General features: G+C 68.3%; 11 protein-coding genes and 1 pseudogene. 7 read left to right on the forward strand and 5 right to left on the reverse strand.

Annotated features, from left to right (window positions below):
• Nucleotides 1-2: 2 nt before the first annotated feature.
• The 6 genes from BM287_RS03555 (at nucleotide 3) to BM287_RS03580 (ending at nucleotide 12,052) form a co-directional block, all read left to right on the forward strand.
• Nucleotides 3-4,442 (forward strand): DUF7507 domain-containing protein, encoded by a 4,440-nt coding sequence (locus BM287_RS03555; RefSeq protein WP_090036019.1) that lies wholly within the window; start codon nucleotides 3-5, stop codon nucleotides 4,440-4,442.
• Nucleotides 4,443-4,804: 362 nt separating this feature from the next.
• The gene (locus BM287_RS03560; protein WP_090036021.1) at nucleotides 4,805-6,664 is read left to right on the forward strand and encodes an ABC transporter ATP-binding protein; all 1,860 of its coding nucleotides are present in this window, start codon (nucleotides 4,805-4,807) and stop codon (nucleotides 6,662-6,664) included.
• On the forward strand, nucleotides 6,661-8,475 hold the full coding sequence (locus BM287_RS03565; protein WP_090036023.1) for an ABC transporter ATP-binding protein: 1,815 nt from the start codon (nucleotides 6,661-6,663) through the stop codon (nucleotides 8,473-8,475). The genes BM287_RS03560 and BM287_RS03565 overlap by 4 nt, the downstream gene beginning before the upstream one ends.
• Nucleotides 8,476-9,170: 695 nt before the next feature.
• The gene (locus BM287_RS03570) at nucleotides 9,171-9,521 is read left to right on the forward strand and encodes a response regulator (RefSeq protein WP_244527856.1); all 351 of its coding nucleotides are present in this window, start codon (nucleotides 9,171-9,173) and stop codon (nucleotides 9,519-9,521) included.
• A 4-nt stretch (nucleotides 9,522-9,525) separates the two neighbouring features.
• A complete protein-coding gene (locus tag BM287_RS03575; protein ID WP_244527857.1) occupies nucleotides 9,526-10,209 on the forward strand; it encodes a response regulator transcription factor in 684 nt (227 codons plus the stop codon).
• A 4-nt stretch (nucleotides 10,210-10,213) separates the two neighbouring features.
• A complete protein-coding gene (locus BM287_RS03580) occupies nucleotides 10,214-12,052 on the forward strand; it encodes a sensor histidine kinase (protein WP_090036026.1) in 1,839 nt (612 codons plus the stop codon).
• Between the two features lie 54 nt (nucleotides 12,053-12,106).
• Here BM287_RS03580 and BM287_RS03585 read toward each other — a convergent pair whose 3' ends face one another.
• The 3 genes from BM287_RS03585 to BM287_RS03595 form a co-directional block, all read right to left on the reverse strand.
• The gene (locus BM287_RS03585) at nucleotides 12,107-12,454 is read right to left on the reverse strand and encodes a hypothetical protein (protein ID WP_244527858.1); all 348 of its coding nucleotides are present in this window, start codon (nucleotides 12,452-12,454) and stop codon (nucleotides 12,107-12,109) included.
• A 136-nt stretch (nucleotides 12,455-12,590) separates the two neighbouring features.
• Nucleotides 12,591-13,019: an MGMT family protein gene (locus tag BM287_RS03590; RefSeq protein WP_090036029.1), complete on the reverse strand. Its 429-nt coding sequence runs from the start codon at nucleotides 13,017-13,019 to the stop codon at nucleotides 12,591-12,593.
• Nucleotides 13,003-13,455, reverse strand: a complete 453-nt coding sequence (locus tag BM287_RS03595; protein ID WP_090036031.1) for a GNAT family N-acetyltransferase — start codon at nucleotides 13,453-13,455, stop codon at nucleotides 13,003-13,005. Before BM287_RS03595 ends, BM287_RS03590 begins: the two co-directional genes overlap by 17 nt.
• Before the next feature lie 145 nt (nucleotides 13,456-13,600).
• On the opposite strand from BM287_RS03595, the gene BM287_RS03600 reads away from it, so the two are divergent.
• The gene (locus BM287_RS03600; RefSeq protein ID WP_090036033.1) at nucleotides 13,601-14,815 is read left to right on the forward strand and encodes an NADP-dependent isocitrate dehydrogenase; all 1,215 of its coding nucleotides are present in this window, start codon (nucleotides 13,601-13,603) and stop codon (nucleotides 14,813-14,815) included.
• Nucleotides 14,816-14,928: 113 nt separating this feature from the next.
• Here BM287_RS03600 and BM287_RS03605 read toward each other — a convergent pair whose 3' ends face one another.
• Together BM287_RS03605 and BM287_RS17760 are read right to left on the reverse strand one after the other, a co-directional pair.
• Nucleotides 14,929-15,411, reverse strand: coding sequence for a DUF805 domain-containing protein (locus tag BM287_RS03605; protein ID WP_090036034.1), 483 nt, complete (start codon nucleotides 15,409-15,411; stop codon nucleotides 14,929-14,931).
• Nucleotides 15,412-15,717: 306 nt separating this feature from the next.
• Nucleotides 15,718-16,003 (reverse strand): annotated as a pseudogene (locus BM287_RS17760) (IS3 family transposase); the annotation flags it as partial.

Below are 16,003 nucleotides of genomic sequence, written 5' to 3' on the forward strand. Positions count from 1 at the left end.
CGATGTTCACTTCACGGGACGGGCGTCTGCGGACGTCGGCCTTCGGGCTCGCAGCGATTCTTCTCGTGGCGTCGGCCGTGGCACTCGGGGCGCAGCCGGCGGCGGCGGATGTCACGCCCGTCTCGACCGTCTACAAGACCGGCACGGATCCGGCGACCGGCAGCTCGGCGGCCTCACCCGGTTCGCCCGGCGGCCAGCGCTCCGGGCAGACGCACCCCGGCGACACGATCGACTGGGTGATGAACTACTCCAACTCGACGGGGGCGGACGCGGCGGTCGATGCTCGTGATGCGCTGACCGGCGCCGGAACGTACGTGAACGGCTCCCTCGTCGTGCCGCCGGCCCAGATCCCGGAGGAGCCGTTCCAGGCTCAGTACTCCTCGAACGGAGGCGGCACCTGGCAGCAGGGCGCTCCTCCGGCGGGCGCGACGGGAGTCGGCTTCACCGGCGGGGCAGCACCCGCGGTCAACGGCCTTCAGAAGCAGTTCAGCCAGCAGTTCCAAGTTCCCTCCGGAATCACCATCAACCAGACGGGTGGCGACGCTTACAACGGTGTGGTCGCCCAGGTGAACGGCCAGTATCAGATCTATACGGCCTATCACCACAACACGGGGACGGGCTATCTGCTCTGCACGACGGCGACAGGCAACGTGTGTCCTGGCTGGCCGGGCACCAACTCCTATGCATCCACCCAGGTCGGTGCACCCCTCGGTACGGGGCCGTTCACCAGCATGGCGACCACCTGGCAGAACGGGACCTTCCTCTCGGGAACGACGCTCACCTGGGAAGCGCAGGCGCGCACTGTGGACGCGACCGGGCTGTATCCCGTCGGGATGATGTGCCTCGACATCGTCACGCTCGTCAGCTGCGGCTTCCACGTGATCGCCCACGTGACCTTCCCGCCGTACTTCGCCGGCACCAACCCGTTGATCAGCGGCACGGGCCTCGCGGCGTCGGACGGCAACGACTACTTCGTCACGGCGGACGGCGACATCCTGTGCTTCAACCCGACGAGCTTCGTCCCCTCGGACACGAGCTCGACCGGGCTCTGCGGAACGTTCCACATCCCCGGTGTGGCCGGGACCGATCGGCCGCCGCTCACACTCACCGTCGGCAACTACGTGTTCGCGGGGCTCATCGCCTCGCCGACCGCCGCCGGCCCCACGATGTACTGCTATAACGTCGTGACGGGCACCTTGTGCCCCGGCTACCCGGTGGCTGTGCCGACCGGTGTTCCGGCGGGCGCAGCGTTGCACGGTGCTCTCGCCCCCATCCTCGACGGTGCAGGCGCTGTCACGGGCGTCTGCTCCCTGCAGTCGGGGGTGGCAGGCAACTGCTGGAATCTGGCGGGGGGAAGCGTCCCCTCCCCGTACCCGACCAGCGCAGGATTCCATGATTCGTTCAGCGGCGACACCCTCGTCGTCGGCACCAAGGTGTATCCGCCGGTCAACAGCGACAATTCCGTCGGCTGCTTCGACTTCGCCACCATGGTGGGCGGGCAGGTCCAGCCCTGTGCCGGGTTCACGCCGCCGAGCAATCCGACCAACTACACCTCCCGCCAGGTCGCCGGTATTCCCGGATGCCTGCTCGCCGCGGGCGATGGCCGGGTGATGAACACCTTCGATGCCACCACAGGCGGTCCGTGCGCGTCGACCTTCTCCTCCGCAACGGTGAACCCGATCGCCTCGTACTGCGGTTCCGGCGCGGCCGGGTTCCACTCGTGGAATTCCGTAGAGATCGACGGCCTTCCGTCGACGTCGTACGGATCCGCGGTCGTCACGGTATTCAACAGCAACGGTCAGGTCGTCGCGGGCTTCGACCACGTGCAACTGCCGAACGGCGTGACCACACTCGACATCTCCTCGATACCGAAGACGGGGGCCACAGCGAGTCTCACTGCGCAGGTCGAACTTCTCGGCGTCACCGATGCGAACGCGGTGACTCTCGGCCGTGCCGCGGTGACCTGGAACGGCGACCCGGTGCAGGCCTGCTTCCAGACGATCGCTCCGCCGGTATCGTGCGGTGTCTCCGGAGTGGTGTCCAACGACGTGACGATCACCACCAACGGAACGGGTGGCTCGGACACAGGCAACAGCTCGGGGCCGACGTCGTTCACCAACACCAACCCCGCCGGCGCGTGCGTCGTCGATTTCGCCAAGTCGGCCTCGCCTCCGACGGCGAGTCCCGGGCAGACGGTGACCTGGACCATCTCTGTGACGAACAACGGCACAGTGGCCTTCGATGCAGCGAACCCGGCGACCTTCACCGACGACCTCTCGAACGTGCTGAACAACGCGACGTACAACGACGACGCCACGGCTTCCGCCGGCACGGTCAGCTATGCGGCCCCCGTCCTGACGTGGTCCGGTCCGCTTGCGGTCGGGGGGTCCGCGACGATCACCTACACGGGGACGGCCAACGCGACGAACACCGGTTCCGACCTGGTGAACACCGTCGTATCGGAGAGTGAGGGCAGCAACTGCACGGCCGCCCAGCCCGCAGCGGTCTGCACGCAAGATGTGCCTGTCCTGGGTGTGACCCTGGTCAAGTCCGTCGACCCGGCGACGGTGGCGCGAGCGGGGGACACGGTGACGTACTCCTACCTGGTGACGAACATCGGAAGCCAGCCGCTCAGCGGGATGACGATCGTGGAATCGGCGGCCGATTTCACCGGGACGGGTGGCTTGCCTGTGGCCACCTGTCCCCTCCCCACGCTGAACCCGAACCAGTCCGAGACCTGCACGGCGACGTACACGATGACGCAGGCGGATGTGGACGCGGGATTCGTGGACAACACGGCGACTGCCGAGGGGACGGCGCCGGGTCAGCCGGCGCCGACGGTGTCCAACGACTCGTCGGCTCACGTGACGGCTCCCGCCGCCCCGAGCCTGACGCTGGACAAGACGGTCGCGCCGGCGACCGTCGCAGCAGCGGGGGACACCGTCACCTACAGCTATCTCGTGACGAACAACGGCACCGTGACGCTGAACGCCATCACGATCCTGGAGTCCGCCGGTGCCTTCACCGGGACAGGCCCGCTGCCCGTTCCGTCCTGCCCGCAGCCGTCTCTGGCGCCGAACACCTCCGAGACCTGCACGGCGGCCTACACGGTGACGCAGGCAGATGTCGACGCCGGCTTCGTCGACAACACCGCTACGGCGCAGGGCACGGCGCCCGGAGCCACGACGCCGACGGAGTCGAATGAGTCCAGCGCTGCGGTGACCGCGCCGGCGAATCCCGCGCTCACGCTGGTGAAGAGCGTGTCGCCCGCGACGGTGACGTCGGCGGATGACCTGGTCACGTATTCCTATCTGGTCACCAACACCGGCAACGTGACGCTGCACGACATCGACATCCGCGAAGACGCCGCCGGATTCAGTGGGACCGGTCCTCTTCCGGTCGCGGTCTGCCCGCTCCCGGTCTTGGCGCCGAGCGACTCCGAGACCTGCACGGCGAACTATCGCGTGACGCAGGCGGACGTCGACGCAGGCGAGGTGCTGAACACGGCGACAGCGCTCGGCACGCCTCCGGGTGACACCGTCCCCGTCGAGTCGGCGCCCGACGACGCGGTGGTCACGGCGACGGCCAGCCCAGCCCTCTCGCTTGTCAAGTCGGCGACTCCGGGCACGGTCCATCGCTCCGGCGACGCGGTCACCTACAGCTACCTGGTGACGAACACGGGGAACGTGACGCTGACCGCCATCGGGATCACCGAATCGGCCGCCGGCTTCACGGGAACGGGAACGCTTCCGGTGGCGACCTGCCCGCAGTCCGAGCTGGCTCCGGGTCAATCGGAGACGTGTACCGCCGACTATCAGGTCACGCAGGCGGATATCGATGCCGGCCGGATCCTGAACTCGGCGAGCGCACACGGCACGCCCCCTGGGGGTGCAGCAGCGATCGAGTCCGCGCCGGACGACGCGGTGGTGATCAGCGAGCCGATCGCGGGAATCGCCGTCGTGAAGAGCGTGTCGCCCACTGCTCTGCCCGCAGCGGGGTCCACGATCACCTATCGCTACATCGTCACGAACACCGGCAGTGCGCACCTGACCGCGGTCGCGGTGCTGGAGTCCGCAGCGGACTTCAGCGGGACCGGGCCGCTCCCGGCCCCTGTCTGCCCGAAGACCGCTTTGGCCCCGGGTGAGTCCATGACCTGCACCGCCGATTACGTGGTCACGTCCGCGGACGAGGCGGCGCGAGTGGTCAGCAACGTCGCTCGCGCACAGGGCCTCCCTCGTGGGGCGACCGACCCGATCGTGTCCGCCCCCTCGGAAGCCGTGATCGAGGCGGCTCCGGTGGTGCTTCCGGGCCAGCCGGCGGTACTTCCGGGGCTCGCGTCGACCGGGTCCATGCTGGGCATCGGCGGCCTGCTGGTGGCGATGGGTCTCATTGTGGCCGGTGGCGTCCTGGGGCTGACGCGACTGCGAGCTCGTCGTCACTGAGACATCCAGCAAATTTTCTCTTGCGCTTTTCGGGAACCTGGCAATAAGCTGTAGGGCTGCCTTGTCGCGGCATAACGGACGTGTACATCGAGGCTGGGAGGACGCCATGACGACGATCGAGACCGCACGAAAGCTCACCGTGCCCGGGTTCGTCGCTGCCGTCACGGCCGACGCCCGACCGTCCGGGCGGTAGCTCTCCGCCCCTCGCCGCGCGCCGCCGCGCACGACACCCGGGAACGACTGCAGACGCTCCCCCGCATCCCCACCACGAGACCCGCCATCCTCGGCGCGTCTTCGGCGACTCCTCCGCGTGCTCGCCGCCGGCTCCACGACGTCGGACACTCACAGAAAACGGATCATCCATGTCTGTCGCCCAGACTCCGAACACTCAGACTTCGAAGACCACCGCGAAGCGGAAGAGCACCGCGCGCATCCTGCTGCGCATCCTCCCGTTCGCGAAGTCCGCTGCGCCCCGCATCGTGCTCGGCATGGTGGCCGCGCTGCTGGCGAGCCTCGTCGCCCTGAGCATCCCGCAGGTGCTGCGCTGGCTGGTCGACGGCCCGCTCTCGGCCGGTGACCCGGCAGCCGTGTGGCCTGCGGCCCTGCTCGTGGTCGGGCTGGGTGCGGCGGAGGCCGTGTTCATCTCGCTGCGCCGCTGGTTCGTGCTGACCCCGGGCACCCATGTGGAGGCGCGGATGCGGAACGCGCTGTACGCGCAGCTGCAGGATCTGCCGGTCGCCTTCCACGACCGCTGGCCCAGTGGGCAGCTGCTGTCGCGCGCCGTCAGCGACCTGAGCCTGATCCGCCGCTGGCTGTCGTTCGGCATCGTGCTGCTGGTGGTCAATGTCGTCACGATCGTGGTCGGGTTCGCCATCCTGATCGGCTGGAACTGGATCCTCGGGCTCATCTTCCTGGTGTGCTCCATCCCGCTCTGGATCTACGGCTTCGTGTTCGAGAACAAGTACTCCGTCATCGCGCGGCGCAGCCAGGATCAGGCGGGCGACCTGGCGACGGCTGTCGAGGAGTCGGTGCACGGCATCCGCGTCCTCAAGGCGTTCGGCCGGGGCAAGCACGCGCTGAAGAGCTTCGAGTCGCGCGCCGAGCAGCTCCGCGGCACGGAGATCGCCAAGGCGAAGGCCATCGCGGGAATCTGGCTCTGGCTGCTGCTGGTCCCGGATGTCGCGTTCGGCATCTGCCTGGTCGTCGGGGTGTGGCTCTCGGCGCAGGGTCAGCTGTCCGTCGGCGAGCTGGTGGCGTTCTTCGCCACGGCGACCGTGCTGCGCTTCCCGGTCGAGTCCATCGGCTTCCTGCTGTCGATGACGTTCGACACCCGCACGGCGGCCGACCGCTTCTTCGACGTGATGGACGAGGTCAATGCGATCACCGATCCCGCAGACCCCAAGCGCATCGCCGAGCCGCGCGGCGAGCTCGTCTTCGACGATGTGCACTTCCGCTACCAGGACTCGCCGGAGCGCTTCCCGGACCTGCTCGACGGAGTCCGGCTGACGGTGCGCCCGGGGGAGACCATGGCGCTGGTCGGTCTCACCGGCTCGGGCAAGTCGACGCTGACCGCCCTCACCACCCGGCTGTACGACGTCACCGGCGGTGCGATCACGGTGGACGGCGTGGACGTGCGCGACCTGACCCGGTACGACCTGCGCAAGGCGATCGCCATGGCGTTCGAGGACGCGACGCTGTTCTCGGCATCCGTGCGCGACAACGTCCTGCTCGGCCGCGACGACCTCGACCCGGACTCCGCTGAGGCGGAGCGCGTGCTCGCCGAGGCACTCGATGTGGCGCAGGCCGGCTTCGTCTACGGCCTGCCCGAGGGCGTCGAGACGAAGGTCGGCGAGGAGGGGCTCAGCCTGTCCGGGGGACAGCGGCAGCGTCTCGCGCTCGCGCGGGCCGTCGCGGCCGACCCGAGCATCCTGGTGCTCGACGACCCGCTGTCGGCGCTGGATGTGGACACGGAGGCGCTCGTCGAGGCGGCGCTGCGGCGGGTGCTCGCGTCGACCACCGCGCTGATCGTCGCGCACCGCCCCTCCACGGTGATGCTCGCCGACCGGGTCGCCCTGCTGGAAGACGGCCGGGTGACCGCGGTCGGCACCCACCATGAACTGCTCGCCACCAGCGAGCACTACCGCTTCGTCATCTCCAGCCTGGAGGACGAAGAGCCGGACAACGATACGACTGGCGAGATCCTCGAGGAGGCGAACCTGTGAGCACGACGACAGTGCTGGGCGTCGAAGGCGAAGAGCGCAACGACCTCAGCAAAGAGGAGAGCCGGCAGGTCCGGCGCCGTTCGCTGCGCCTGCTGGGCTCGCTGCTGCATCCACTGCGGATGCGGCTGCTGCTGACGGCGATCGTGGTCGTGGTGAGCACGGCAGCCCAGGTGGCCGGTCCGGCGCTCATCGCGTTCGGCATCGACAACGGCCTGCCGGCCCTGCTGAAGCAGGACTGGCTCCCGCTGGCGGCCGCCGGCGTCGCCTACCTGTTCACGGGCGTCATCGGCGCTGCCCTGATCGCGTGGTACACCGTCCTGAGCGCGCGGATCAGCCAGGCCATCCTGCTCGACCTGCGCAAGCGGGTGTTCCTGCACACGCAGAAGCTGTCGCTGGAGTTCCACGAGTCGTACACCTCCGGCAGGATCATCTCCCGCCAGACGAGCGACCTCGACTCGATCCGCGAACTGCTCGACTCCGGCATCAACCAGCTGGTGCAGGGCTTCCTGTACATGCTGTTCATCGCGGTCGCGCTGTTCTCGATCGACGGGGTCAGCGGTCTGGTGCTGCTCGGGTCGCTGGTGCCGCTGTACTTCCTGACGCGCTGGTTCCAGAAGCGGTCGCAGGCGCTCTTCCGCATCTCGCGGGTGGCGTCGGCGAAGGTGATCGTGCACTTCGTGGAGACGATGACCGGCATCCGCGCGGTCAAGGCGTTCCGGAAGGAGAAGCGCAACGAGAAGGAGTTCGGCGGCCTGGTCGAGGAGTACCGGGATGTGAACGCCCGCGTCATCCAGCTGTTCGGGATCTTCGACCCCGGGCTCGTGATGATCGGCAACGTGACGGTCGGCGTCGTGCTGCTCGTCGGCGGCTTCCGCGTCGCCGACGGCGCTCTCCCGATCGGTGTGCTGCTCGCGGTGCTCCTGTACACGCGGCGGTTCTTCGACCCGATGGAGGAGATGGCGATGTTCTACAACTCCTACCAGTCGGCCGCGGCGGCGCTGGAGAAGATCTCGGGCGTCCTCGAAGAGGAGCCCAGCGTCCCGGACCCCGTGAAGCCGGTCGACCTGTGGTCGGCGGAGGGCCACGTGCGCTTCGACGGCGTGACCTTCGCCTACAAGAAGGACCGGGTCATCCTGCCGGAGTTCACGCTCGACATCCCGGCCGGGCAGACCGTTGCGCTGGTCGGATCGACCGGCGCAGGCAAGTCCACGCTGGCGAAGCTGATCTCGCGGTTCTACGACCCGAGCGAGGGACGGGTGACGCTGGACGGTGTGGATCTGCGCGATCTGCACCCGAAAGACCTCCGCCGCGCGATCGTGATGGTCACGCAGGAGGCGTACCTGTTCAGCGGGTCGGTCGCGGACAACATCGCCCTCGGCAAGCCGGACGCGTCCCGGGAGGAGATCGTCCGGGCGGCGAAGGCGGTCGGCGCGCACGAGTTCGTCGAGGGCCTGCCCGACGGGTACGACACCGACGTGAACAAGCGGGGAGGCCGGGTGTCCGCCGGACAGCGGCAGCTGATCTCGTTCGCCCGGGCGTTCCTGGCCGACCCGGCCGTGCTGATCCTGGACGAGGCCACGAGCTCTCTCGACATCCCGAGCGAGCGGCTGGTCCAGGAGGCGCTGCAGACGCTGCTCTCGGACCGCACGGCCGTGATCATCGCGCACCGCCTGTCGACGGTCGCGATCGCCGACCGGGTGCTCGTGATGGAGCACGGACGCGTCGTCGAGGACGGCACGCCCGACGACCTGATCGCCGGCACGGGACGCTTCGCGCAGCTGCACGCGGCGTGGCGGGACTCGCTGGTGTAAGGCCGGCATTCGTCACGAATGTCGCCCTGGGGTGAGGGGGAGTGCGCATTCGTGACGAATGTCGCCCTAACGCGAGGGGGAGTGCGCATTCGTGACGAATGTCGCCTTGGGGTGTGGGGGAGTGGACATTCGTGACGAATGTCGCCTTGGGGTGTGGGGGAGTGGACATTCGTGACGAATGTCGCCTTGGGGTGTGGGGGAGTGGACATTCGTGACGAATGTCGCCTTGGGGTGTGGGGGAGTGGACATTCGTGACGAATGTCGCCCTGGGGTGTGGGGGAGTGGACATTCGTGACGAATGTCGCCTTGGGGTGTGGGGGAGTGGACATTCGTGACGAATGTCGCCGACGGGCGGCCCGGCGCAGGGCGATCACGACGAGCGGCAGCTCCTGCGCGCCGACCGTGCCGCCGACGACGAAGGGGAGGCGGTCCGCCGTGGTCGCGCGGCCCTCGCCACTGCGCCCGCCGCAGCAGACGGAGCGCCGGTCGGGCCCGCGGCTCGGGTCACGGGGAATCGCCTTCTTCTGGGTAGGTCGTCGGCCGCCGGTCGGGCGGAGGAACCTCACCGTTCGGGTCGGTGAGGTTGTCTCACATCCTGTCCCTGCCTGGGCCTGGCCCGCATCCGGGGGTCCACCTCATTCCGTTTACGTGGAGGCACGGATGAACACCGGGACCCGTGCGGTCATCATGGAGCCATGTTGTCCCTCCGGGTGGTGATCGTCGACGACCACGAGCGGTTCCGCGAACAGGCCGCCGAACTGCTCCGGCTGCACTGCTTCACGGTCGTCGGGGACTGCGACACCGCGGCCCGGGGGGTCGAATTGAGCCGCCGTCTCACACCCGACGTGGTCCTGCTCGACGTCGGCCTGCCCGACGCGAGCGGTTTCGACATCGTGCCCGAGATGCGGGCGACCGGGGCGGCTGTCGTGCTCACGTCCAGCCGTTCGGCCCAGGACTACGGCAGACGCGTGGCCGACAGCGGCGCGGAGGGGTTCATCAATAAGGACGAGTTGACCGGTGAGGCGATCCGCACCCTGCTAAGGTAAGCGCGTGAGCGGGGGACAGACAGAGGGTTCTCGCGCGCTCCGGGTGGCCGTCGCCGACGACGCAGTGCTTCTGCGCGAAGGGATCGGGCAGATCCTGCGTGCGGGCGGCATGCAGGTCGTCGTGTCCGTCGATACCGCTGAGGAGCTCCTCGCCGCGGTCGCGGAGGAGGACGGGATCGATGCGATCGTCCTCGACATCAAGATGCCGCCCACGCACACCGACGAGGGGCTGCGTGCGCTGGAGCGTCTCCGCGCCGGCGGTTCGAGGGCCGGCGTCCTGCTCCTCTCGATGTACACGACGGCGTCGTACGCCATCCGCGCCATGAGTGCGGGAAGCGGAACCGGTTACCTGCTGAAGGATCGCGTCGCCGACGCCGACACACTGGTGACGGCCGTCCGGACGGTCGCCCGCGGGGGATCCGTCGTCGATCCGGAGGTCGTCCAGTTCCTCGTCTCCGCGCGATCGTCCGAGGCGGCCGTCGAGGCGCTGTCCGCTCGCGAGCGCGACGTCCTGCGGCTGATGGCCGAGGGCAAGTCGAACGCGGGCATCGCCACCGAGCTGCACCTCAGCCTCCGCACGGTCGAGTCGCACATCGGGCACATCATGGCGAAGCTGGGGGTGGAGGACTCGGCCGAAGGGCACCGCCGGGTGCTCGCCGTCCTGCGCTTCCTCGGCCGGGACGTCTGAGCTCATGGATCTCGCGCGCCCGGTGTCCGCGCGCTCCACTCCCGCGCCTCCCGAGCGGGAGGCCGAGCTTCGGCGACCGGATGCGGGGCGTCTCGGGCTCCGAGCGCTGGCGCTCACCGTCGCGCTCGCCTCCAACGTCCTGGCGCAACTGCTCAGCGCTGTCACGGACGACTACGGCCCCCGGCCGTCCGGAATCGGCTGGGCGATCGTCTTCGTCGCCGTCGCCGTCGACTACCTCGTGTGCGCGGTGGTCGCCTGGCGTATCGTGCGCAGCCCCGTCCCCGGCTGGCTGATGGTCGGCGCCGCCCTGTTCTGGTCGGCGGGGGCCTGGTACCCGATGGTGCGGCCGTGGGGATGGGTCTGGCCGTGGATCGAAGGAGTCACCGACCTGTGGGCCGTGCTGGTCGGGCTTCTCGTGCTCTGCTATCCGACAGGGAGGCTGGCCCGCCGCTTCGATCGGATCGTCGTCCTGGTGGTGTCGGGCGCCTTCCTGGTGCGGCTGGGCGGCATCCTGCTGTTCGCGTCGCCGGAGCCCGCCGTGTGCGGATGCGCCTTCAACCCGTATGCGGTGCTGCCGAGCGACACCGCCGATTTCTGGCTCGGGCTGGCGTGGCGGTTCGTCGGCCTGGCCCTGATGCTGACGGTTGCCGCCCGGCTCATCGCGCGGTGGTTCACCAGCTCGCTTCCGGCCCGCCGCGTGGCCTTCGTCATGCCGCTGGCCATCCTGCTGTGGTGCTTCGGCACGGTCCAGGAGTCGTTGAGCTTCGCTCTGCACTGGGACGGCGGCTGGCTCCAGTTCGTCCCTCCGGTCGCGATCGCGCTCATCCCGCCCGCTTTCGTCGGCGGTGTGCTGTACGCGAGAGGGCTTCGCTCGCGCGTGGCCGACTTGGTCATCGTCGCGCGTGACAAGGTGGATCGGGGGCTCTGGGAGTCGAGTCTGGCCCGCACCCTCCACGATCCGTCCCTGCGTGTGTTCTGGTGGGACGAGCCGCTGCAGCGCTACCAGACGAGCGACGGAGAACCGGCATCGGATGCGGGGCTCACCCAGCGGCCCGGCCGTTCCACCCTCGCGATCGACTCGGATCAGGGACCGATCGCGCTCATCGAGCACGACGTCGCCCTCACCCAGGATGACCGGCTGCTCGACGCTGTCTCCTCGGCTCTGCTCCTCTCGGTCGACAACGACCGGCTCCGGGAACGGCTGGAGCGCACCATCCACGAGTTGCGCGAGTCCCGCCTCCGCATCGTCGAGGAGGGCTATCTGGCCAGACGCAGGCTGGAGCGCGACCTGCACGACGGCAGCCAGCAGCAGCTCGTCTCGCTGGCGATCAGCCTCCGCATCGCGACGGCCAAAGCCGAGGCGCACGGAGACGAGGAGCTCGCCGTGGACCTGCGACGTGCAGCGGGCCAGCTCGGCGATGCGCTGCGGGAGCTCCGCGAACTGGCTCGCGGCATCCACCCGACCGTGCTGACCGACGGCGACCTCCGCTCGGCGATCGAGGAGCTCGGGATGCGCAGCCACCTGCCGGTCGAGGTCCACATCGACATCGGGGAGCGTCTGCCCGATGTCGTCGAGGAGACCATCTACTACTGCGTCTCGGAGTGTCTCGCCAACGCGGCGAAGCACGCGCACGCCCGCAACTGCAGCGTGCTCGTGACGCGCACCGACTCCACCGTGGCGGTCGTCGTGAAGGACGACGGACAGGGCGGGGCGAGGATCGAGCCGGGCGGAGGGCTGGAGGGTCTGCGGGACCGCGTCGAAGCGGTCTCCGGCCGCGCAGACGTCCGCTCGGTGGAGGGGCTCGGCACGATCATCGAGCTCACCATCCCCGTGCTCGCCTGAGGCGGGGACGGCGCCCGCCCGCGTCTGCTTCGGCAGGCGTCCGCGCGGTGACGGCTACTTCGTGGCCGCCCGCGCGGCCCAGACCTGCTGACCGATCGCGAAGGCGGACCAGCCGCCGGGGCAGCCGGCCGACTTCGGCGGGATGCCGTCCACCGGCCACCAGCTGTCCTGGATGGTGGGCTTCAGCGTCGCCACCTGCGTCTTGCACACGTTCGGAACGAGCAGCGCCTTGGACGTGTAGGTCATGATGGCCGACCCGTCCTGGGTGTCGTAGTCGAGACGGATGAGCGTCGCGTCGTCCGGAACGAACTTCGGGGAGCCGACGATGGCCGTGTTCGCGGCCTTCATGTCCTTCGCGGTGTCCCAGATCTCCGACTCCACATGCGGTGCGAATGCTGTCACGACGGAGCACCCGGACAAGGCCAGGGCAAGGGCGGACGTCGTCGCGATGACTCCAGCGGTTCGGATGCGGGGCACGGCAGCTCCAGGGGAAAGGGACAGGGATGCACTAGAAGTGAACACTACGGAACTGAACGAATCATCGGTCGGAGGGATGATTCCGGCCGTTCTCCCCGGAGGGCTCCGGCTCCGGTTCCGACTCCTCGAACAGTACCGGGCTGAGCCGTGCCGCGCGCATGTCGATCCGGAAGGCGGCGCCGGCGCCGCGGAGGAGCGGCGTGCCTTCGGCCCGGTAGTGCTCCAGCGCGAGGTGCTCGTGCTTCACAGGGGGATGCCCGCCGGCTCGCACGACGCGCCACCACGGAACCTCGCTGCCGTAGAACGCCATCACCTGCCCGACCATGCGTGCCGCGCGCGATCCGAGCGCCGCCGCCACATCCCCGTAGGTCATCACGCGGCCGGGAGGGATGGCGTCGACGACCTCGAGGACCCGGTCCACGAAGGAGTCCGGATGGCCGGACGAACCCGGACGGTCGGACGAGTCCGGACGGTCAGAGATCGAGGGCACCGATCGTCTCGCCGTACTGCGTCTCGCCCACGGGCTTGAAGCCGCTGCGCAGGAAGAACTGCTCCGGACCCAGCTCTCCGGACTCCCAGATCACGTGGAGCCGCTGGTGGCCGCGGGCCCGCGCCTCGTCGGCCAGCGCGCGGACGGCGAACGTGCCGATTCCGCGGCCCTGGTCGTCGGCGTCGACGTTGATGCGCCAGAGGATCGCCTTGAACTCCTCGTGCTCTGCATTGGGGTCGAAGTTGCCCATGATGAAGCCGACCACCTCGTCGCCGTCGAGCACGACGCGCTGCCACGACGTGTTCGGATCGGCGACCGCGGCCGCGGCCGAGTAGGACACAGGAGCGATGAACTGCTCCTGGCCCGGCTTCAGTGTCAGCGCGTTCGCCGCCACGACGGTCCGCGCGCTCAACTCTTCCAGTCTCAACTCAGCCATGACGAAAGGGTAACGTGCGGGAGCGACTGCGGCATAGTCGCGCGCAGCCGACGATTCGCCGAGAGAAACTGTCTCGATGTCAAGATAGTTGTCGCACTCGGGTAAGCTGACGGAGGCTTGAAACGGCAGACACCCCAGGAGAACCATGGACAAGATCAAGGTTGACGGAACGGTCGTCGAACTCGACGGCGACGAGATGACGCGCATCATCTGGAAGGCGATCAAAGACTCCCTCATCCACCCGTACCTCGATGTGAACCTCGAGTACTACGACCTCGGAATCCAGAAGCGCGACGAGACCGACGACCAGATCACGATCGACGCGGCCCACGCCATCCAGAAGCACGGCGTCGGCGTGAAGTGCGCAACGATCACGCCCGACGAGGCGCGCGTCGAGGAGTTCGGTCTCAAGAAGATGTGGAAGAGCCCGAACGGCACGATCCGCAACATCCTCGGAGGCGTCGTCTTCCGTGAGCCGATCATCATCTCCAACATCCCGCGGCTGGTCCCGGGCTGGAACAAGCCGATCGTCATCGGCCGTCACGCCTTCGGCGACCAGTACCGCGCGACCGACTTCACGTTCGACGGCCCGGGCACACTGACCATCAGCTTCCAGCCGAACGGCGGCGGCGAGGCGCAGAGCTTCGAGGTCTACCAGGCTCCCGGCGCCGGTGTCGCGCTCGCCATGTACAACCAGGACGAGTCCATCCGCGACTTCGCCCGCGCGTCGTTCAACTACGGCCTCGACCGCCAGTACCCGGTGTACCTGTCGACCAAGAACACCATCCTGAAGGCGTACGACGGCCGCTTCAAGGACCTCTTCCAGGAGGTCTTCGACACCGAGTACAAGCAGAAGTTCGACGCCGCCGGCCTCACGTACGAGCACCGCCTGATCGACGACATGGTCGCCTCCAGCCTCAAGTGGGAGGGCGGGTACGTCTGGGCCTGCAAGAACTACGACGGCGATGTCCAGTCCGACACCGTCGCCCAGGGCTTCGGCTCGCTCGGCCTGATGACCTCGGTGCTGACCACCCCGGACGGCTCGGTCGTCGAGGCGGAGGCGGCGCACGGCACGGTGACCCGTCACTACCGCCAGCACCAGCAGGGCAAGCCGACCTCGACCAACCCGATCGCCTCGATCTTCGCCTGGACGCGCGGCCTCGCGCACCGCGGCAAGCTCGACGGCAACCAGGACCTCATCGACTTCACGCACACCCTCGAGGACGTCGTGGTGAAGACGGTCGAGCAGGGCAAGATGACCAAGGACCTCGCACTCCTGGTCGGTCCCGAGCAGGCGTTCCTCACCACGGAGGAGTTCCTGGAGGCGATCAGCGACAACCTGAAGGCTCGCGTGGCCTGACGCACTCGCGAGACCTGACGCACTCGCGAGACCTGACGCACTCGCGAGACGCACGAAGGAGGCCCCGGGGACGATGTCCCCGGGGCCTCCTCGTCGCTGGTGCGATCGATCCGCTAGGCGCGCGGACGGTCGAAGCGGGCGCCCTCCGGCTTCGAGGGGAGCAGCGTGAGGACGAGCACGATGATGCCGCCCACGAACGGGATGAAGCCGAGGAAGAAGAACGGCCCGGCGAGGTTGGCGTCGTGCAGGCGTCGCCAGGTCAGGGCGAGCTGCGGGACGATCGTGGCCAGCCACCAGACGATGAGCACCACGAAGAGGACCCAGTAGAGCGGCCCGAGGGTCGCCGTTCCATCGCTGTTCACGCTCGCGCCGACCATCCCGAGGCTGAACATCAGGATGTAGAGCACGACGTCGACGATGAAGTATGCGAGGAACCACCACCAGTACTCGCTGCGGCTGGCGCGGCCGGTGAAGTCCGCATACTTCTTGAAGAAGCGCTGGATGGACTGCCCGAAGGAAGCGCCGTAGAGCGGCGCCCAGAGCGGGGTCTCGCCTGCGGATGCAGGCGGAGCGGTCGGATACTGGGGTGTCGTCACGATGGGTCCTTTCCAAGACACGTGTTCGGGTGAGGCGCCCAACAGTCAAGCGCATGAGAGTGAACTGCAGGTACAGCGTGACTCGGCGTGTCCTCCATCCGATCCCGCCAGCGGCCCAGCGGGTACGCGCGACATTCGTCACGAATGTGCACCTCCGGGCGGCTGGGCGCGACATTCGTCACGAATGTGCCGTCACTGCTGGCTGAGCGCGACATTCGTCACGAATGTGCCGTCACTGCCGGCTGAACGCGACATTCGTCACGAATGTGCACCTCCGGGTGGGTGAACGCGACATTCCGGGCTGTGTCAAGCTGCGTGGAGTCGTTGGGTGGGGGTGTTGATGCCGACGAAGCCGGCTGGCTTTGGGGTGTTGGGGTGGTGGCGGAAGCGTTCGGGGTGGGCTTGGTAGTAGGCGTGTTGGACGTTGTGGCGGTGTTGCCAGTGGCGGTGCCAGCTGCCGTCGTGGACCTGGTCGGGTGAGAACAGGGCGATGCCGGAGTGTTTGTGGTGCTGGTTATACCAGGGCACGTAGGTGTCCATGAACGCCCGGGCTTGCTCGATCGTGTCGAAGATGCCGGGGTAGTTGGGGCGG

The organism is Leifsonia sp. CL147 (genome assembly GCF_900114565.1).
Lineage (GTDB): Bacteria > Actinomycetota > Actinomycetes > Actinomycetales > Microbacteriaceae > Leifsonia.